At 41.2% G+C, this 20,239-nt stretch carries 17 protein-coding genes; 3 read left to right on the forward strand and 14 right to left on the reverse strand.

The window, feature by feature from the left end; genetic code table 11:
- Window positions 1–17 precede the first annotated feature (17 nt).
- Window positions 18–923 carry a M14 family metallocarboxypeptidase gene (locus HUS62_RS18690; protein ID WP_175080754.1) on the forward strand — a complete coding sequence of 302 codons (906 nt, stop codon included), beginning with the start codon at window positions 18–20 and terminating at the stop codon, window positions 921–923.
- Between the two features lie 185 nt (window positions 924–1,108).
- The gene (locus HUS62_RS18695; RefSeq protein ID WP_175080755.1) at window positions 1,109–1,525 is read left to right on the forward strand and encodes a hypothetical protein; all 417 of its coding nucleotides are present in this window, start codon (window positions 1,109–1,111) and stop codon (window positions 1,523–1,525) included.
- Between the two features lie 37 nt (window positions 1,526–1,562).
- Here the strand turns inward: HUS62_RS18695 and ccoG are convergent, their stop codons facing one another.
- The 9 genes from ccoG to HUS62_RS18740 form a co-directional block, all read right to left on the reverse strand.
- Window positions 1,563–2,945, reverse strand: a complete 1,383-nt coding sequence (gene ccoG / locus HUS62_RS18700) for a cytochrome c oxidase accessory protein CcoG (protein ID WP_175080756.1) — start codon at window positions 2,943–2,945, stop codon at window positions 1,563–1,565.
- A 151-nt stretch (window positions 2,946–3,096) separates the two neighbouring features.
- Window positions 3,097–4,503: a sigma-54-dependent Fis family transcriptional regulator gene (locus HUS62_RS18705; protein WP_175080757.1), complete on the reverse strand. Its 1,407-nt coding sequence runs from the start codon at window positions 4,501–4,503 to the stop codon at window positions 3,097–3,099.
- Between the two features lie 111 nt (window positions 4,504–4,614).
- Window positions 4,615–5,172, reverse strand: a complete 558-nt coding sequence (locus tag HUS62_RS18710) for a DUF1439 domain-containing protein (protein ID WP_054561215.1) — start codon at window positions 5,170–5,172, stop codon at window positions 4,615–4,617.
- 54 nt (window positions 5,173–5,226) lie between these two features.
- Window positions 5,227–7,908 (reverse strand): DUF349 domain-containing protein, encoded by a 2,682-nt coding sequence (locus HUS62_RS18715; protein ID WP_175080758.1) that lies wholly within the window; start codon window positions 7,906–7,908, stop codon window positions 5,227–5,229.
- Window positions 7,898–8,179: a YeaC family protein gene (locus tag HUS62_RS18720; protein ID WP_054561213.1), complete on the reverse strand. Its 282-nt coding sequence runs from the start codon at window positions 8,177–8,179 to the stop codon at window positions 7,898–7,900. Before HUS62_RS18720 ends, HUS62_RS18715 begins: the two co-directional genes overlap by 11 nt.
- A gap of 1 nt (window position 8,180) precedes the next feature.
- A complete protein-coding gene (locus tag HUS62_RS18725; protein ID WP_054553080.1) occupies window positions 8,181–8,507 on the reverse strand; it encodes a hypothetical protein in 327 nt (108 codons plus the stop codon).
- Window positions 8,508–8,658: 151 nt separating this feature from the next.
- Window positions 8,659–10,161: a sodium:alanine symporter family protein gene (locus HUS62_RS18730; protein ID WP_054561212.1), complete on the reverse strand. Its 1,503-nt coding sequence runs from the start codon at window positions 10,159–10,161 to the stop codon at window positions 8,659–8,661.
- Window positions 10,162–10,446: 285 nt separating this feature from the next.
- Window positions 10,447–11,574 (reverse strand): carboxypeptidase family protein, encoded by a 1,128-nt coding sequence (locus tag HUS62_RS18735; RefSeq protein WP_175080759.1) that lies wholly within the window; start codon window positions 11,572–11,574, stop codon window positions 10,447–10,449.
- A gap of 202 nt (window positions 11,575–11,776) precedes the next feature.
- The gene (locus tag HUS62_RS18740; protein WP_054561210.1) at window positions 11,777–13,219 is read right to left on the reverse strand and encodes a glyceraldehyde-3-phosphate dehydrogenase; all 1,443 of its coding nucleotides are present in this window, start codon (window positions 13,217–13,219) and stop codon (window positions 11,777–11,779) included.
- A 174-nt stretch (window positions 13,220–13,393) separates the two neighbouring features.
- On the opposite strand from HUS62_RS18740, the gene HUS62_RS18745 reads away from it, so the two are divergent.
- Entirely contained in the window at window positions 13,394–14,200 is an 807-nt protein-coding gene (locus HUS62_RS18745) for a DUF2989 domain-containing protein (protein WP_175080760.1), read from the forward strand.
- A gap of 62 nt (window positions 14,201–14,262) precedes the next feature.
- On the opposite strand, the gene ihfA is transcribed toward HUS62_RS18745, so the two are convergent.
- From ihfA to HUS62_RS18770, 5 genes are all read right to left on the reverse strand, one after another.
- Window positions 14,263–14,562: an integration host factor subunit alpha gene (gene ihfA, locus HUS62_RS18750; RefSeq protein WP_002960690.1), complete on the reverse strand. Its 300-nt coding sequence runs from the start codon at window positions 14,560–14,562 to the stop codon at window positions 14,263–14,265.
- 2 nt (window positions 14,563–14,564) lie between these two features.
- Window positions 14,565–16,952: a phenylalanine--tRNA ligase subunit beta gene (gene pheT / locus HUS62_RS18755; protein WP_055021159.1), complete on the reverse strand. Its 2,388-nt coding sequence runs from the start codon at window positions 16,950–16,952 to the stop codon at window positions 14,565–14,567.
- Window positions 16,953–16,967: 15 nt separating this feature from the next.
- Window positions 16,968–17,948, reverse strand: coding sequence for a phenylalanine--tRNA ligase subunit alpha (pheS, locus tag HUS62_RS18760; RefSeq protein WP_054552893.1), 981 nt, complete (start codon window positions 17,946–17,948; stop codon window positions 16,968–16,970).
- 77 nt (window positions 17,949–18,025) lie between these two features.
- Window positions 18,026–18,736 carry a DnaA regulatory inactivator Hda gene (gene hda, locus HUS62_RS18765; RefSeq protein ID WP_171037157.1) on the reverse strand — a complete coding sequence of 237 codons (711 nt, stop codon included), beginning with the start codon at window positions 18,734–18,736 and terminating at the stop codon, window positions 18,026–18,028.
- Window positions 18,736–19,791, reverse strand: coding sequence for a DUF2066 domain-containing protein (locus HUS62_RS18770; RefSeq protein ID WP_062565108.1), 1,056 nt, complete (start codon window positions 19,789–19,791; stop codon window positions 18,736–18,738). Before HUS62_RS18770 ends, hda begins: the two co-directional genes overlap by 1 nt.
- Between the last annotated feature and the right edge of the window lie 448 nt (window positions 19,792–20,239).

Raw genomic sequence — 20,239 nt, forward strand, 5'->3', positions numbered from 1 at the left:
TCACAACAAGGTATTTTATGAGTTACCCTATTGGAACCCCAGGTAAGCCGTGGAACGAAGAAGATAAGAAAGCATGGTTTGAATTACAGTCAGTAAAGCGTAGCTATTTAGATGATGTTGTATCGCAACTAGACTCTTTATCAAGCGATTTCAATATTGAGCAATATGGCGCATTAAGTTACGACAGCGACAAATACCCACTTTACATTTTAAAGAGCAAGCAGTGGCAAGCTGATAAACCTGTTGTGCTGGTTACCGGTGGTGTTCATGGTTACGAAACAAGTGGTGTGCATGGTGCTTTAGCGTTTGCTAAGAGAAGTGCCAAAGACTACTTTGCTGATTTTAATATTTTAGTGGCTCCGTGTATCAGCCCATGGGGTTATGAAACGATTAACCGCTGGAATCCAAATGCCACTGATCCAAATCGCTCTTTCTATGCAGATAGCCCGGCTGAAGAGTCTGCAGCAATCATGCAGTATTTAGCCGACAACGCTATTGCACCTTATGTGCATATTGACCTACACGAAACGACAGACACTGATAATAGTGAGTTTCGCCCTGCGCTAGCAGCACGTGATGCAACGACCCACGATAACTGGAACATCCCGGATGGCTTTTATCTTGTCGCTGATAGTGAGCGCCCGCATGAAGCATTTCAAACAGCGATTATAAAATCAGTTGAGAAAGTAACCCACATCGCACCAAGTGATGAGAATAACCAGTTGATTGGTGTACCACAAACTCAATTTGGTGTGATTAATTACCAAGCGAAAAAGCTGGGGTTATGTATGGGCTTAACCGATGCAGAATATGTTACAACAACAGAGGTTTACCCTGATAGCCCACAGGCCAATGACGCAATTTGTATTGATGCACAAGTAGCCTCAATTACCGGTGCATTGAACTATATTGTTAACGAATAGTTAGTTATATTTTAAATCTGAGGTGAATGATTTATTCACCTCAAACCTAAATAGCTAGATAAAATCTACATATATACAAATTTAATGAAAAAGTTATGTTTTTTGGAATTTGTATACTAAATAACTAGACACATACATAGAATTGTATAAAATTCGCGCTCTTTTTAATTCAAAAGGGAAGCAAATTGGAATTTAAGAATCACTATGGCAGTGTCAGTATCATCACCGATGGTCCAATTATTATTGGACAATTTTCTGGTAATATTAACGCACGTTTAGTCAATGACTTTGCAGTCGATTTAAAAAAGCATATTTCTGCTTTAGCTGGAAAGCCGTGGGCGTATATTAGTCATTCTACCCAATTACTTGCTACCACCCCTGATGCAGAACGTGGTTTTACCCAATTATTTCGTGCCCTGCAAGGCACTAACTGTATAGCCACCGCTTATATGTTTAGCTCGTCTATTGTGCTTAATCAGATGAAACGCATTATTGCGCAAGCGCAATCACCGATTCAAATAATGGACTGTTTATTTGATGATTTAGACAGCGCTAAGGCTTATGTGCTTAAGCAGCTCGAATTTGCAGAAATGGCTTGTTAAAAACAAGCCATCTTCGTTTCTAGAGCCGTGATTGAGGTTAATCTCGGTAAAACTTAGTTTCTTTAGTTATTGCGATATCAGCATCTTCTAATGCTTGAATGTGAAAGCTGATAGGCGTTACTTTTGATTTCAGCTCGTAGCCATCTGCAACCACAGTGACAGGCACACGCTTCATCTGACCTGCCTCAACAGTTATCGTTTCAGGCACTTGTAAGCTTGCTTCTTCAATACCACTGATTCCGATTGAATAGTTCAAGCTATGCTGTGTTTTGTTGATAATTGATAAGGTATATGGGTTTTCTACTAAGCCTTCAAAATTAACGCGGTACAGGGCATTACGGTCACGAATGACAGAAGCCTCAATAGGTGTACGCATTGCCATCCACACAACCATGCCAACGACAAACAGCGCTGTTAAACCACCATAGCCAAGCAGTTTTAACCTAAATGGATTGGTCGTTTTGCCTTCCATTTGTTTTTCAGAGGCGTACTTGATAAGGCCTTTTTGATAGTTGAATTTTTCCATAGTGCTATCGCACGCATCAATACATAAGCCACAGTTTATGCATTCATACTGCAAGCCATTACGAATATCGATACCGGCTGGGCATACTTCAACACATAGGTTACAGTCTACGCAGTCACCTAAGCCTAACTCTTTAGGGTCGGCTTTACGTTTACGCGCACCACGAGACTCCCCTCGCGCTTGATCGTAGGTAACAACTAACGTGTCTTTATCAAACATTACTGATTGAAAACGTGAATAAGGGCATGCGACAGTACACATTTTTTCGCGTAGAAAGCCCGCATTACCATAGGTACAAAAAGCGAACAGGAATACCCAAAAGCTGACGATCCCAGACATTTCTAAGGTAAATAAACTCATGTATAAAGACTTAGCGGGGATGAAATAAGCCATAAATGACATAGATGTAAGCAAAGAGATAACCAGCCAAGCTGCATGCTTAGTGATTTTCTTTTGCCATTTACTCACTGACCAATCAGCTTTATCAAGTTTAATACGCTGATTACGGTTACCTTCCACTTTATGTTCGACCCAAGTAAACATCAGCATCCAAATTGTTTGTGGGCAAGTGTAACCACACCAGACACGACCTAACCAGTTAGTGACGAAAAACAAAGCAAACGCCCCTGTCATAAATAACATGGCTAAGATCATAAAATCTTGTGGTAATAGCGTTAAGCCAAATAAAGTAAATTTTTGGCTGGCTACGTCGAGTAATACAGCTTGACGGCCATCATAGGGGATCCACGGAATGGCGATGAACGTCAGCATTAGCACCCAGCCTAAATAACGGCGGATACGTTGGAAATACCCCTTTTGCTCACGAATATAAATTGGCCCTTCTTGGTTGTAGGGCTTGATGATTAAGTCTTGCTCTTTAATATCAAATTTCATTTTGCTACTTACTTTTGTGTCGGTAATCACCTGACAGAGCAACAATCAGGCCAACACAAATTCAAAATAAGTCATTGATATTAAATAATTAAATTTATATTTAAACGTTCAAAAGCACGATATATCGCGAATACTCGCGATATATCACGAATTAGCGCTTTATTGACAGCTTTTTCATCTTTGATCTAAGGGTACTTTCTGGCAGGCCCAGCAAGGTTGCGGCACCATTTTCACCTGATATTTGCCCGTTACAGCGTTTTAGCACATCACAAATATGCTGCTTTTGTACAGCATCAAGAGAAACCACCTGCTCATTTGATTGCTCGTTACTCAAAGGTGCAGACAGCTGTAATACAGCTTGCTTAGACAGAATAGCTTCACGTTCTAGGATATTTTGTAGCTCACGAATATTACCAGGCCAATCATAATTAGCTAACTTAGTGAGTGTTGCTTTGCTTAGCCCTTTTAACTGTTTACCTAAGCGCTTGTTTAACTGCGTAATAATATTTGCTGCAAGTAGTGGAATATCTTCCTTGCGTTCACGAAGCGCAGGCACACGAATAGGAAAGACATTTAGGCGATAATACAAGTCCATTCGAAAGCTACCCTGCTCAACCATTTGCCACAAGTTACGGTTTGTTGCAGCTAACACTCGGATATCAACTTTTAAAGTTTGACTGCCCCCAACGCGCTCAAACTCTTGCTCTTGTAGTACCCGCAGTAATTTACTTTGCGCCTCTAATGGCAGCTCTGCCACTTCATCTAAAAATAAAGTGCCTTTATCAGCCAGTTCAAAACGCCCTTTTCTGCGTTCATTAGCGCCAGTAAACGCCCCTTTCTCATGACCAAATAACTCAGACTCAATTAAGTTGGCGGAAAACGCCGCGCAGTTTACTTTTATGAAAGGTTGCTCAGCACGATTGCTCAAGCGGTGAAGGTTTCGTGCCACTAGCTCTTTACCCGTGCCGTTTTCACCTAAAATCAAAACCGTACTATTGGTTTGGCTTACCAAGGTAATTTGCTCGAGCATACTTTGAAATGAATGACTTTGCCCAACTAAGCCAGAGTCTTGCCAATCTTCATTTAACTCTGAAATAAGGTAAGCATTTTCAGCTTGTAGCTGCTCAGATAAGTGCTGAACTTGTGCTAAGGCATCACGCAACGCCACTTCTGTTTGCTGTTGTTTGGATACATCGCGAAAAATCGCGACTGCCCCAATCAAGGCACCATTTTTATAAACTGGCGTTGAAGTATACTCAACAGCAAAATAGCTTCCATCTTTACGCCAGAATACTTCATCGTTTACATGACGGTGCTTGCCATCGAACATAGTGCAATATATTTGGCATTCATCAGCAGGATATGGTGAGCCATCTTTACGAGTATGGTGATGATATTGGTGTATTTTTTTACCAAGGAGTTCGTCTGCTTTCCAGCCTGTCATGCGCTCCGCAGCAGGGTTTACAAAAACTGCATTACCCGATAAATCGAAGCCATAAATACCTTCACCTACGGCATTTAGCAGTAATGTGGGGTCGTTTAAAAATTCCTTGATCATTGCCATCACTCAATTCGCGAAATATCACGAGCAATTATGACAAGGTTGAACATGCTTAACAAGCAATTACAAAAAAAGCGGCTAGAAGCCGCTTTAAAATATCAAATAGTTTTACAGTGTGGGCACTAAAATAATTTCACCCTGAGATACTTTCATATCTAATGGTAGTTTGCTCAACAATGCGACTTTAGGGTCGTTCATATTTAGCTTATAGACAGGGTTAACCGCTAAAAAGCCGTTAATCACTTGCATTGCTTGGTCATCTAATAAGTTTAAACTGCCCTTGAAACCCGCGGTGTCGATTGTTGTATCAACCAGTTTTACATTACGTAAAAAGACCGCTTTTTTCTCGCTGTCATAAAATGGGCTACCTTCAATTTGTAGCTTTAAACGTACTGGATACTTAAGCGCAAATGCTTTGATGACAGCACTAGAATCGGCTCCTAAAACCACCACATCACGCTTATCTGGGCCAACATTGACACTCAGGTCGTTTACTGCAAAATCAACTGGTAAGCCCATCAGCTTAATCTGTTCACTTAGTTTTGGTAATTGATTAGCAAGGGCTGCTTCAATTTCAGAATTGGTAAACGAGTAAACAGACATCCCTTGATCTGTACTTTTACATGCCCCTAAAAATAAACAGGTAAGTAGTAATAAAATTCTCATTGTTTTCCTCAAAAACACACGGAAAAAAACCGCTTAAAAAAGCGGTTTTATTCGTTAAATTGCAAATATTGCTTTAAGCCTTGCTAGTGTGTCAGCTGAAACTGAACCCTCACTGACTGCAAGTAATTGCTTTAAGTAATAATAAACATCTGCGTGCTCGCCACGGTGTTTATCATCTAACATCGCAACTTGCTCTGTCATACGTAACTGACTATCAGCCGATTCAACGCCCGCTAGAATTTCGATACGAGTTAACAGCTGCGCAGCGTTTAGATTAGTTATTAATGAAGCTTGGAACTGCGAAGGCAGTTCACTGTGGCTCTCAAGAGCTGCAAATAAAGCCGTTAATTTAGACTGCTCTGCTTGTTTGCTGATTTGCGCTGTTTTTGCGCTAATCGCGGTCTCTAACTGGGTCACGCGTGCCGATAATGCTTTTGAGTACTCAAGCTCTGCAAGCTTCACTGTTAAATCTTTAAGCTGTGCAAGGTGCACTACGGTCTCAAGTGCAGACTCAAGCTCACTTAATTGCTCTGCGGCAACTTCGTCATTTTGTTGCTGAACTTGCTTTTGCTGTTCAAACTCGGCACTGCGCTTAGCAAAGGTGTCGTCATTAACTCGTCTGAATTGCTGCCATAAAGTGTTTTCAGCTTTCATTCCAGCAAAGCCAATAGTCTGCCATGTTTGTTGAAGTGCTTTTAGCTCCTGGCAAGCAGCAGCTAAATCATCGCTTTGTGATAACTGTGTTGCTTGCTCAACAAGTGCCGCTTTTTGCTCAGCATTTGCTTTATGAAATGCAGCAAGTTGACCTTGAACTTGTGATTGCGCAGCTTTAAATTGCGCTTGTAGTTCACGGTATGTTTTAGGATCGACGTTACCTGCAGAACGCCACGCTTTTGCGGTACGGTTGAACTTGCTTTCAAACTGCTTCCAATCAAACTCATCAGAAGAGGTATCAAGCTCTGTTAACTGCTGCATTTGCGAGATTATTTCAACGCGCTGTGCTTTAGCTTGTTCACGTTGCTGCTCCTGCTCTGCAAAATACTCACGACACGGCGCAAACAGTAATTCAATTTGTTGATCGAATAACTCGCCTTGTTGCTTTTCTGCATCAGTATCTAAACGCCCTAACTCATTCCAACGACGTCGTAACTGTTTAACTTGCTCTGCGCGTTGTTTAGGGTCAGTGCACTCGGTTGCAACAAGTTCATTTACTTCAACAAGTAATGCATCACGCTTTGGCGCTGATGCGTATTTTTGCCAATCTTTTGCTTCTGCTAATTGCGCTTCTAAATCAGCTTTCAAGCTATTTAATGGCTGCTTATAATAGTCTGTAAGTGTTGCGTATAGCTCTTCAAAACCTTTAAACACACCAAAGGCAACATTAAAGCGACCTTGGTCAATTAAGCGTTTTACATCACGAGCTTTACGCTTCGCTGTTTGCTGATTTTTCTCAAACTTATTGGTCAGCGGTGCCATCGCTTGCTGCCAGCGGTTTACTGTTTCAGCTAAATTGGCTTTAAAGCGACCTTGTAAACGACTAGGAATACTAGCCAGCTTTTTGCGCGCTAATTTTTGCTGTTGCTCAAACTGCTGTTTTAGCCCGTCAAACTCGCTTTCGTCTTCAGTTGTCGCAACTGAGTTTAATTGATCAAATGCCTCTTTAAACTCAGCAATAGCACTAACCAGTTGCGGTAACTGCTCAACTTGGTTAAATAAATTTGTTAAATGTTGTTTTACATCACGCACAGTTTTGTTATCAGCTAAGTCCGACTCTGCTAACGCATCTTTTGCCTCTGCAACTTTTGCCTCGAGCCAATCTTGCTGAATTTGCTCTGGCGTTTCTAAGCCTAATTGCAATGCATTTTCAATTTCTTCGCCAATTGCTTCAAGGCTTGCCAGTGCTAATACCTGACGTTGTTGTTCAGCTAACGCTTGCTGCGCGGCTTCATGCTCTTTACTTAAACCTGCAATATGAGACTCAAGCTTTTGCGTAATCGCTGAATACTTCTTATCTAACGTGCTTACTTGCTCATCGCTCAGCCATTTTAGTTCGATAGCTTGCCACTGCTGTAATAACTCAGCATGTTGCATCGACACTAACTGAAAGTCATTTTTATCACGAAGCGCATTAAGCTTTGCTAAAACCACACGTGTATCAGCTTCTACTTTGGCAGGCATTTCTATCGCTAAGCGTTCATTGTCAAGATGAGTCGCCAGTTGTGTGTGTGCCTCACCTTTTGCATGCTTTAATAGTGATTTAGCAAGTTGATGATTAATCACAAGCTCAACAAGTTGCAATTGCAGCTCTTCACGGCCTTCTTTAAAAGCTTTATCAATTAAGCTTGGGTTTGCTAAACGCTTTAATAACTTAACACGAACTTGAAGTTCTTTTTCTGCAAAGGCGAGCTTCTCAAGAGTTTTGACTGGTGCATAACGCTCAATAAACTCATTTTTGATATTTGCATCTAGCTGGCTATCGGTATTTAAAACCGCTTGGTTAATATGCTGTTCTGCAACGTCTTTAAGTGCTTGGTCTTGCTTGTATGCTTGCCACCATAAAACAATATCGTTCACTTTGTTTAATGCTTTTTTGCGGATCTCAGCTGAGCTGTCTTCAAGGGCAATGCTATTTAAGATGCTAAGGTCACGCTCTGTATCAAGACGTTCTACCGCAGCTAAACGCACTTGGTTTTTAGGATGCTTCCACTTTGGAGTAAACAGGTGTTTAAAGATCATTTTCACTAAACCTAGCTATTTCATTTTCTGATGCGAATTCTTTTTGCAATTGAGCTTTGCTCTTTTGCACCATTTCACCATTTGCGCCAATGGTAAACTGCTCATTGCTTTGCGAAACTTTAGCTTGATAAAGCATCACGAGTTGAACGGTTTGTTGTTTTTGTTCTTCAGACAAAGGAGTGCCGTCAGGCCACTTACCCGTTGAGGCACCATACTGAAGACGTTCAAATACTTCTGGGGTGATATTTTTAACGATGTGATCAATATTCATGTTACTTTTTCTTTTTTAAAACAACTAAATAGATGCGGCTTACAAGATACCACACAAAACCTACTGCCATTGCCGATGTATAGGCATACCACTCAAGAGACTTTGCTTCGGGGTGCATAAAGTAATAACAGAAAAAGCCCCCTAAAAATAAAATCAGTGCGAGGAAAGACTGATTCATAAACTTTTGTTGTCTACGAATGCGCGTTTCTTTTTGCATTTGCTGCAATTGCTCATTGCTTAGATCGGTGACTTGGCATTCACAATGCGGGCATTGCTTATGTTTGTCAGATATTGATTTTGCACACTGCGGGCAACTAATAATCGCCATATCTTTCTCCATACTACGCATAAAAAAGGCGCCTTTAGGCGCCCTTTATTGTACTTGTTTTATGAGTCGATGTCTTATTTGAATTTCATTCATTTGTGAAGATTCGAAAACCTGCACAACTAAATTCACTACAAAAACTCAAAAACCTGATTTATTGTTTCTGTTTCGCCTTTTCAGCTAGACGCTTTTCCCAGAAAGTCGCATTTTTAATGCCTAATTTAACTGGATCAAAAGTGATTTCGCCACCGGCTTTCTTTTGATCTTCGTAATCACGTAAGCAGTTAAGAGCAGGTTTTGCGACAAAGAAAATAGCCAAAATACCGACAATGTTGATCCAGGCCATTAAGCCTACGCCAATATCACCAATATTCCAGATATAACCAGAGCTGTTTACCATGCCGTAAGCCACCATAAACATGATGACAAGCTTAACAATAACCAGTGGAATATTGCCTTTGAAATAACGGTTTAAGTAAGCAACGTTCGTTTCAGCAATATAGTAATAAGCAAGAATTGTGGTAAATGCGAAGAAGAATAAAGCAATACCAACGAATGCTTCACCAAAGCCACCAAATACGCTAAATAATGCCATTTGTGTGAAAGCAGCAGAGCCTACTTCTGTTGCAGCATCAACGTTTTGCACAATGAATTGACCTGCAGGTAACTCACCCACAATGTTGTATTGTTTTGTGATTAAAATCATTAACGCAGTTGCTGTACAAACAAAAATGGTATCAACATAAACAGAAAATGCTTGCACTAAGCCTTGCTGAGCTGGGTGATCAACTTCAGCAGCTGATGCTGCATGTGGACCCGTACCTTGACCTGCTTCGTTTGAGTAAATACCACGTTTAACACCCCAACCAATAGCAGCACCAAAGCCTGCTTGCGCGGTGAATGCATCAGATAAGATCATTGAGAAGATACCTGGCACTTTATCTAGGTTCAAGAACACCACGATTAAAGCTAACACGATGTAACCTAGCGCCATAAATGGCACCACGATTTGTGTGAAGTTTGCGATACGTTTAATGCCACCAAAGATGATAAATGCAAGCACAATTAAGATGATTGCAAGCGCAACAAGCTTAAAGCTACCTACTTCACCAAAGCTGGTGCTTACTAATGTGCCTTCACCAAAGACTTGTGTGAATGCATTACCTACCGCATTGGCTTGAACGCCCGGAAGGAACACACCACAAGCAATAATCGCCGATACTGCAAATAATACGGCTAACCACTTTTGCTGTAAGCAGCGGTCGAAGTAAAATGCTGGACCGCCGCGATATTGACCATCTTCTTCTGATTTATAAATCTGACCAAGAGTTGACTCGGCATACGCAGTACTTGCGCCAAGGAACGCAACTATCCACATCCAAAAAATCGCCCCTGGACCACCAAAGCCGATTGCTGCAGCAACCCCGGCAATATTACCGACACCTACACGGCCTGATAACGATACAGCAAGTGCTTGGAATGAAGAAATACCCGTATCTGAATTATTAGAGCTAAGCAATAATTTACACATTTCTTTAAAATGTCTAACTTGTGCGAATCGGGTTAAAACGGAATAAAACAGACCTGCACCTAGACATAAATAAATGAGTGCACTACTCCAAATTATGTCATTAACGGCGCTTACTAAAGCTTCCATGGATATCCTCTATGATTATATTTTTTATTGTTAGTTACGATACTCAGCGTGAGCTTGTGAGAATGCGCGACACGATGACTGTGAGAAATAAAAATGAGATTTTGTTACTTCACAGCTGAACATATTGAATATTAACTTAAACCCACTAAGTTTGTTAACAGTTAATTTTCAATATGCTAAATGTACCTACCTCGTTAACATTTGATGCATCCTGCTCTACACCGTCATTTTTCAGTCAACAGATACAATTACGGGCATCAGTTTTGCTGATGCCCGTAAGGTTCGTTATCTTAATTTATCAACCACGTTAACAATAGCCGCTAACGTATCTTGACCAAATTGATACGAGCGACGATCTGACCAGCCGTAATCTGGATCTGGTAAATCATCGTTATCTTTAAATGGCATCTCTACCGTGTAAGCTAATGCATTAAATTCATGCGCAACAGCAGAAGAACCGACAGTTAGGTTAGCCTGGCCCGGCTCATCTTTTGGATAACCATGTTCGTCTTGGAACTCAGGCGTCACAGTTAAAAGCGCAGCTTTAAAGCTATCTTCTAACTCTTTTAAGCGATCATCGTAGCCTGGGATACCTTCACTACCCGCAACAAAGTTATAAGGAATTGCCTCGTCACCATGAATATCTAAGTGCATATCAAGGCCCGTTTCACGCATTTTGTTAAGCACTAAGAAAACTTCAGGGCTATTTTCCATGCTCGGTGTTTGCCATTCACGGTTCAAGTTAACACCTTTAGCGTTAGTACGTAGGTGACCACGCACACTGCCATCTGGGTTCATATTTGGCACGATGTAGAATACCGCTTTAGATAATAGTGCCGCTGCATGCGGGTCTTCATCATCAAGTAATTTATGAAGTAAACCTTCAACGTACCACTCAGCCATAGTTTCGCCTGGGTGCTGGCGCGCCGTGATCCAGATTTTTTTCTTCTCACTGCTAGGAATACCCACACGTAAAACACTCATGTCACGGCCATCAAGGGTTTCGCCTAATGTTTCTATTTCACAAGCATGCTGGCTTTGTGCCCATGCTAGTAAATCTAAGTGGCGGTCATAGCTGTATGGCGCAAAGTAAGCAAAGTACATGCTGCTACACTCAGGCTCAACTTCGAATGATAGCGTGCCGTTTGCGTACTCAGATGGTACACGGAACCAAGTTTGACGGTCGTATGATGCAACCGCATGATAACCTTCCCAGCCATCAGGGTATGCTGAGTTCTCTAGGTTATTAATGTGTAATTTATGGTTTTGAAACGCAGTTGTTTCAAGACGAAAGTGAAACCACTGGAAAAAATCAGACTGATTGTCTTTATTGATTTCTAATTGAATATTCAGTGGATCAACGGCTTCAATAACCTTGATATTACCACTGTCAAAATTGCTGGTGATTTTCATTCTATAAACCTATTGGTTAAAAATAATTCTTAGCTATTCGCTTGTTAGTTAAGAATTAAGTCAACGCTCTGTAGTTAGAACGTTTTGTTAGTAATATGGTGTAGACCCTTAACAGCCTATCACATGCTGAAAATTTGCAAAAACTTTCACGACTAAAAAAGCCAGCATAATGCTGGCTTCTAGATTCTTTATAACTTAGGTATTAGCGAGGTAAGCTTGGGAAAGTTACTTCAGCCATATCACGCATACAGCGTACTACCTGACAGCTATAACCAAACTCATTATCGTACCAAACGTAAAGTACAACGCGGTTGTCATCTACGATTGTCGCTTGTGAATCAACAACACCTGCGTAACGGCTACCTACTAAGTCAGTCGATACGATTTCAGTAGACGCTGTGTAATCGATTTGATCACGAAGGTCTGAATGAAGTGCTGTTTCACGTAAGAACGCATTTAGTTCTTCAACAGTTGTACCTTTTTCAAGATTTAAGTTCAAGATAGCCATTGATACGTTTGGCGTAGGAACACGGATAGCGTTACCAGTTAGTTTACCTTCAAGCTCAGGTAAAGCTTTAGAAACCGCTTTTGCAGCACCTGTTGAAGTGATAACCATGTTAAGTGCAGCAGCACGGCCACGACGCTCAGCTTTGTGGTAGTTATCAATTAAGTTTTGGTCATTTGTGTACGAGTGAACTGTTTCAACGTGACCGTTTTTGATACCAAACTTATCGTTAAGTGCTTTTAACGTAGGGGTAATAGCATTGGTTGTACAGCTTGCTGCACACACAATCTTATCTTCAGATTTGATATCTTGGTTGTTTACACCGTATACGATGTTTTTGATGTTGCCTTTAGCTGGTGCAGTTAATAATACTTTTGCTGCGCCTTTTGCTTCTAAGTGCTGGCCAAGGCCTGCTTCGTCTTTCCAGATACCTGTGTTATCAACAACAAGTGCATTCTCGATGCCGTAAGCTGTGTAATCAACTTCGCTAGGAGAGTTAGCATAGATAACTTGAATGTAGCTACCGTTAGCTTTAATTGCATTGCGCTCTTTATCAATTGTGATTGAGCCATTGAATGGACCGTGGATAGAGTCACGGCGAAGTAAGCTTGCACGCTTTTCTAAGTCGCCGTCTTTACCGCCACGTACAACGATTGCACGTAAACGTAGGTCTGCATAAGGACCTGACTTTTCGATTAATAGACGAGCTAATAAACGACCGATACGACCGAAACCGTATAACACAACATCACGTGGCTCTTTGCGCTCTGAGTTTGCGATTTCTGCTAGTTCGTCAGTTAAGTATTCTTCAACTGAGCGACCTTTCGCAGCATCGTTAAACAAATAACCATACGCTAGTTTACCAATATCGATACGTGCTGAGTTTAAGTCCATTTTGCTAATTGCTTCTAAGAAAGGGAAGCTTTCACGTAAACGTAGTTTTGTACCTTCAAACTGAGCAACTGTTTTGTGTGCTTTGATGATATCGATTGTACTGGCATTAACGAGAGGACGGCCATATACAGCGATTTCGATACCACGATTACGGTAAAGTCTACCAATAATAGGTTGCATACTTTCTGCGTAATCTTGACGTTCTTGCCAGCTGCTTGTGTATTCTAACTCGTGAGATGAGGTCATTTTTTTTACCTAATTAAACAATTTTGAACGGATAGCCTTAAAAAATGTGTTGTGATTTGAGAGCAACACATCTCAGGCAGGGGTATTCTAATTTAAACTCGAACGATTCTCCACTGTTACAGAACAAATCATTGCGCTAGAATAAAGTAGTACAGATTAAGTAGAGGTTAAGGAATGTTATTAAGAGCAAGCGTGTTGCTTGGTTTATTGGCATTAGCAGGCTGTGAAGATCCGCTTACACTGGCGAAAGTGTGCGACGAAACACCTGGTTTCTGTAGTGATTTAAATAAAGATAGTCACTGTAAAGAGCAACGTGCCGAGGTTATCATTCAACGTTATGTTGAATATAAGTCACCAACAGACGAAAACAAATACCAATTATTAAAGGATTTTGAGAAATACGATCAATGTGTGTCGCTTGCCGCCAAGATTGAGCATATAAAACTAAAAGAAAAAACCACATCTCGTGTTGAAGGTCATTTAACAAGCATCAAAGAAATGACACGAATTTTTCAAGATACCAAAAATACTGATCACCCAGGTTTATTGTATTACCATTGGTCGCGTAATAACGACCAGTCTGCGTTAACTAAATTACTCGCTCTTGAAGAAAAACAAGATAAACGCGTAACTGAAAATGCCGAAATGCAGTTTTTCTTAGCAAGCTACTACGTGAAGTTTGATGATGAAAAAACCATTGATTTGCTTTACAAAACGCTAGAGCTAAATAAAGCAGGTGAAGCACCCAACCCTGAGATCTACCCTACTCTTGTGAGCTTATTCTACAAACATGAAAAGTATAAGCATGCCTACACCTTTGCACGTGTAGCACAATTATCAGGGTATGAAGATGTCGATATTTTACCTATTGAGCATCAACTCGCTGCCGCAGGCAAAAGCCTAGACAGCTTAGATGATTTAGCACAAAAAACCTACGACAGTATCCAAGAAGGAAGCTTCGTATCACCACGCGGGTTTTAGGTTTTAATAACTCGCAAGTAAAATGCTTAACAAATAAAAAAGGCAGCTAACGCTGCCTTTTCTTATTTTGCTTTGCTTGTGCCAACTTCTACACGAGTTTTTAGCTTCTGACCTGGTCTAAAAGTCACAACTCGGCGCGCCGAAATAGGAATATCTTCACCTGTTTTCGGATTGCGGCCTGGACGTTCTTTCTTGTCTCGAAGATCAAAGTTACCAAATCCAGAGAGCTTAACCTGCTCGCCTTTTTCTAGCGCTGAGCGGATTTCTTCAAAAAACGCTTCAACTAAATCTTTGGCATCTTTTTTATTGATCCCGAGTTTTTCAAATAGGTGTTCAGCTATGTCGGCTTTAGTAAGCGCCATATCTAGTCCCTCAACGATGCGTTAAATTGTTCGGCCAGTGCGGCCACCACATTATCAACTACTTGATTGATATCTTTCTCTTCGAGCGTTCTATCAACCGCTTGCAGTGTTAGAGCAATCGCCAAACTCTTATAATTTGGCTCAATACCTTTGCCCTTATACACATCGAATAAGTTTAGGTCAACCAATTGATTTCCGCCAACTTTTTCTATGACATTTAAAATATCGCCAGATTTTACGTGATCTTCCACTAAAATCGCGATATCACGGCGGTTTGACGGGAATTTCGACACTGCCACTGCTTCTGGTAATTTTCTTTTTTCTAGTGCAGACATTTCGATTTCAAACACAAATGCTGTGTTGTTGATATCTAGTGACTTTTGCACTTGTGGGTGCACTGCACCAAAGAAACCTACTTTTTTACCATCAACATAAATAACGGCTGATTGGCCTGGATGTAAGCCATCAGACTGCTCTGCTTTTATCTCAAAACGTGATGAATCGTTACTAATTGCTAAAAGTGCTTCAACATCACCTTTTAAGTCATAGAAATCAACGCTACGCTTTTCTTGAACCCAATGTTCACCGTGTGCAAGACCAGAGATTACACCACCAATGACAGCCACTTGGTTTACACCGTTTTCAGCATTTTCGTCACGTAAGAATTTTAAGCCGTGCTCAAATAAACGTACACGTGGTTGCTGACGGTTTTGATTATAAACTAATGACGCTAATAAACCCGGCATTAAGCTAACACGCATTGCTGACATTTCAACAGAAATTGGGTGTGGTAATACAAGCGCATCACTTTGCGGGTGTAAAATTGCTTGTGCTTTTGGATCAACAAAGCTGTACGTAATTGCTTCTTGGTAACCACGAGTTACAAGCGTATTGCGGAATTTAGTGACCGCAACATGAGACTCGTCATGGTTAGTCATTTTTAATTTAGCAGTTGGTGCAACGTTAGGAATACTGTTATAGCCGTAAACACGCGCAACTTCTTCAATTAAATCTTCTTCGATACGAATATCAAAGCGATAGCTAGGTACGTCAGCACTCCATACACCATCAACAATTTTCACGTCTAAACCTAAACGCGTTAAGATGTCAGTTACTTTTGCATCATCAATGTGGTGGCCAATTACACGGTCTAAACGCTCTCGACGTAAACGCACTTCTGTTACTTTTGGTAATTTGTCAGTTGCGACTGCTTCAACAACTGGGCCTGCTTCACCGCCAACAATCTCAAGAAGTAATGCTGTCGCACGTTCCATTGCATCTTTTTGCAGTGCAAAATCGACACCACGCTCGTAACGGTGTGACGCATCAGTGTGTAAACCGTAGCTACGTGCTTGACCAGCAATAGCGACAGGGTTAAAGAACGCACTTTCTAATAAGATGTCTGAAGTTGCTTCCGTTACACCAGACTTTTCACCACCAAAAATACCTGCAATAGCAAGCGCTTTGTTGTGATCAGCAATAACAAGCGTAGACTCGTTTAGTTTAGCTGTGTTGCCATCTAACAGAACTAACTCTTCACCCGCGTTTGCGCTACGTACTTTAATACCACCTTCAATCGCATTTAAATCAAATGCGTGCATTGGGTGACCTAGCTCTAATAACACGTAGTTTGTTACATCAACAACAGGGTCAATTGAGCGAATACCACTGCGACGAAGCTTCTCTACCATCCAAAGAGGTGTTTCTGCATCAAGGTTGATACCTTTAATTACACGACCTAAATAACGAGGACACGCTTCATCATTCACAAGCTCAATCGATACTTTGTCATCAATCGTTGCAGCAACTGGTGCGATTTCAAGTGTGTTTACATCAACACTGTTAAGTACGCCTACTTCACGCGCTAGGCCTTTAATACCTAGGCAATCACCACGGTTAGGTGTTAAGTCAACATCAATAATGTTGTCGTCTAGGCTTAAGTACTCACGTAAATCAGTACCGATTGGTGCATCACTTGGTAATTCCATGATGCCATCACCTTCTTCGCTGATACCTAACTCAACGAATGCGCACAGCATACCGTGTGAAGGTTGACCACGAAGTTTGGCTTTTTTAATTTTGAAGTCGCCAGGTAATACAGCGCCAACTGTCGCAACAGCTACTTTTAAACCTTGACGACAGTTAGGTGCACCACACACGATATCAAGTAGCTCATCACCACCTACGTTTACTTTAGTTACACGTAATTTATCAGCATCTGGGTGTTGACCACACTCAACAACTTCACCAACAACAACGCCAGTGAACTCTGCTGCTGCAGGCTCAACACCGTCAACTTCAAGACCAGCCATTGATAACTGTTCCGAAAGAGCCTGTGTGTCGATTGCTGGGTTAACCCACTCTCTTAACCACTTTTCACTAAATTTCATTTTATATCTTCACTCTTAACGGAACTGGTTTAGGAATTTTAAATCGTTTTCGAAAAATGCACGTAAGTCGTTTACGCCGTAACGCAACATAGTCAAGCGCTCTACACCCATACCGAATGCGAAGCCCGTGTATTTTTCTGGATCAATACCCACTGATTTAAGAACGTTAGGGTGAACCATGCCACAGCCTAATACCTCTAACCACTTGCCGTTTTTACCCATAACATCAACCTCAGCTGATGGTTCAGTAAATGGGAAGTAAGAAGGACGGAAACGGATTTCCATATCTTCTTCAAAGAAGTTACGTAAGAAGTCGTGCAGAATACCTTTTAACTCAGTGAAGCTTACATCTGTATCAACCATTAAGCCTTCCACTTGGTGGAACATTGGCGTGTGTGTTTGGTCATAATCGTTACGATAAACACGACCTGGTGAAATGATACGTAGTGGTGGCTGCTCAGTTTCCATAGTACGGATTTGTACGCCACTAGTTTGTGTACGTAACACAAGCTTAGGGTTGAAATAGAAAGTATCGTGATCAGCTCGCGCTGGGTGGTGCTCAGGAATATTTAGCGCATCGAAGTTATGAAAATCATCTTCAACTTCAGGACCTGATTTAACCGCAAAACCTAACTCACCAAAAAAGCTTTCAATACGTTCAATAGTACGAGTTACTGGGTGTAAGCCACCTGTTGGCATAACACGACCCGGTAAAGTTACGTCGATCGTTTCTGCAGCTAGTTTCTCTTCAAGAGCCTTACTTGCTAGTAACTCACGCTTTTCGTTAATGGCTGTTTGTACTTCTTGTTTTGCTTGGTTAATCACTTGACCCGCTTCTTTACGCTCTTCAGGGGCAATCTTGCCTAGCGTTTTAAGTAAGCTGGTGATTTCACCTTTTTTACCAAGGTAATTAACCCTGATATCTTCTAGTTGCGCGATTTCATTCGCACTGGCAACTGCCTCAAGTGCTTGCGCTAAAATATTTTCTAAGTTCATTGAGTACCTGGTCTTTCACAGAAGGATTTTTGTAATAGCTAATGATAACTGAAAGCAAGGACTAGATTCTAGCCCTACTAAAGCTTTAACGTTGATTTTATAAAAGGAATTGTTAATTTTCTTTGTGCAGCCATTGAGGCATGGTCAAGTTTGTCTAAAACGTCTAATAATGCACGCATATCGCGGCTTAATCGCGTTAATAAAAAGCGCGCACATTCATCAGTTAGTTCAAGGCCGCGCATATGAGCACGGCGTACGAGGGCTTCCGCTTTATCATCATCGCTCATTGAGCGAATTTGTAATGTTGTGCCCCACTTCAAACGCGATACTAAATCAGGAAGATTGATATGCAGCATGTCAGGTAATAAATCAGCTGTGACCACAAGGTATTTACCCGGCTCATTAAAGCGATTAAAAAAGTTAAATAATCCTTTCTCCCATGCATCGTTGCCTGCCACTAAGTGCACGTCATCGATACATAACACATCAAGATTTTCCAGACCTTCAAGCACAACAGGACCATAATCAATCACTTCACGCATTGAAAGTAACATGGTTGATAAACCGCGCTCTTGGGCATGAATACAGGTCGCGTACAATAGGTGGGATTTACCAGAATCACCTAAACCGCATAAGTAGGTATATTGAAATTTATTACTGAGCTTTGTGAACGCATCTTTAAGGTGACTCACTTCAAGAGAGTTTTCGCCACCAAAATAAGAAGTAAATGTTTCATCATCAGGCAAAGTAACTGGCAATGCCATTTGCATTGGTTCTTGCACTTCGATTAAAGCCCCTGCCACTGATATTCAAGCTCATCTTTATTGACCACTTGATAAAAATCACGCGGGTCCTGATACGCTTTAAAGGCACTATCAAGTTCTAACGCTTTTCTAAAATCATTCATGCTGCCAGTGTGATTAACTATAAATTGTACGGTATCAGGCGTACGTACAGATATCACAGCGCGAGTAACAACACTTAAGCTCTCTAAACGGCGTTTAGCAAATTCAATATCAACAAAGTTATTGATACCTTTAAGATAGAAGGTTGCTGTCGCAAGTTGGCCAATCATTGTTGGATCAATGGCATATTCTGCTGCTAAACCACCCGCTAAACTGTCAATCATATCTGCAACAATTTGCTGCTTATCACCCATCAAACGATTGGTATCAAATAATTCTGCATTAGTAAAACGCCAATCTAGGATCCAGGTTTCTGAATCAGCTTGTTGGTACATTCTTGCAGTAATACTGCGCTCTGCACTATAACGACTCGATGCACGCTCTACGGGTTCTGAGAAATTACCCCACACTTCTGGGATACCAACAATAGCGCGGTCTTGTAAATCAAGTAATGGCACAACCACAGGTAAACCACGGCGACCAGCTTTGTCGTATATAAGCTGTTCGAGCTGCGGGTAAGACTCTTGAGTAACCAATTCACGGCGCCAGTTATCTTCAATGCCTAACCAGATAGCCACTAAAGGACGACGCGTGCCCCACAATGGCAAGCCAAGATCTTTGATTAATGCATTAATCTTATTTGCCTCAAACTTAACAACCAGATTTAAACTGCCATCTGCTTTTTCGTCATATTCGAATTTGAGCATGTAATCTGAAATGTCACGTGTGCGCTGTTTAGCAACAGGGTTTTGATCTGCGCTTGTATCACCACTCACTTTCACCAGCACATTTAGCAGTGCTTCACGGCTTGCTGCCAAACGAGCATCACGTGATTTGTCTGCAACTTTAAGAGTATCTTGATATAAATTAGTCACCTCAACAGCGAAAGTTGAAGCACTCGAAAATAATAATAATAAACAAATAAGTAATCTAGACACAGGCCATTAGTTCTTGCTTTTAAACTGATTTGATCCTAAATCAAAGCCATAAACAAAGCAAAGTTAATTTAATGAACGGTAGCTGAGCGAGTTCGTGAGTTACAAGTTGGGAGTTAGCAAGGGGAAAGTTAGCGAGTTAGAAAGGGTAAAGTTTGAGATCTGGCGTAGGTTGGGTAGAGCGCAGCGAAACCCAACACATCACAGAGCTATCAGCTTTCAGCCGTCAGCGATCAGCCGCGCAGTGTGGGTTTTTGGGTAATAGTCTCCCTCTGCCGAAGCTTCTAGGCTCTAGGCTCTAGGTAAAGTGTACTTGTAGGTATGGCTTTAGCCGTGAATGTGTTTGTTATGGTCTAGATTCGGCACTGAAGTGCCTTATATGGACTCCTCCTATTGCACAATACCCTTCGTTAATTTTGTCAGACTGCGTGCTTATATGCGGGCTCATAAT

Origin of the sequence: Pseudoalteromonas sp. 0303, assembly GCF_013349995.1 — a bacterium.
Classification (GTDB): domain Bacteria; phylum Pseudomonadota; class Gammaproteobacteria; order Enterobacterales; family Alteromonadaceae; genus Pseudoalteromonas.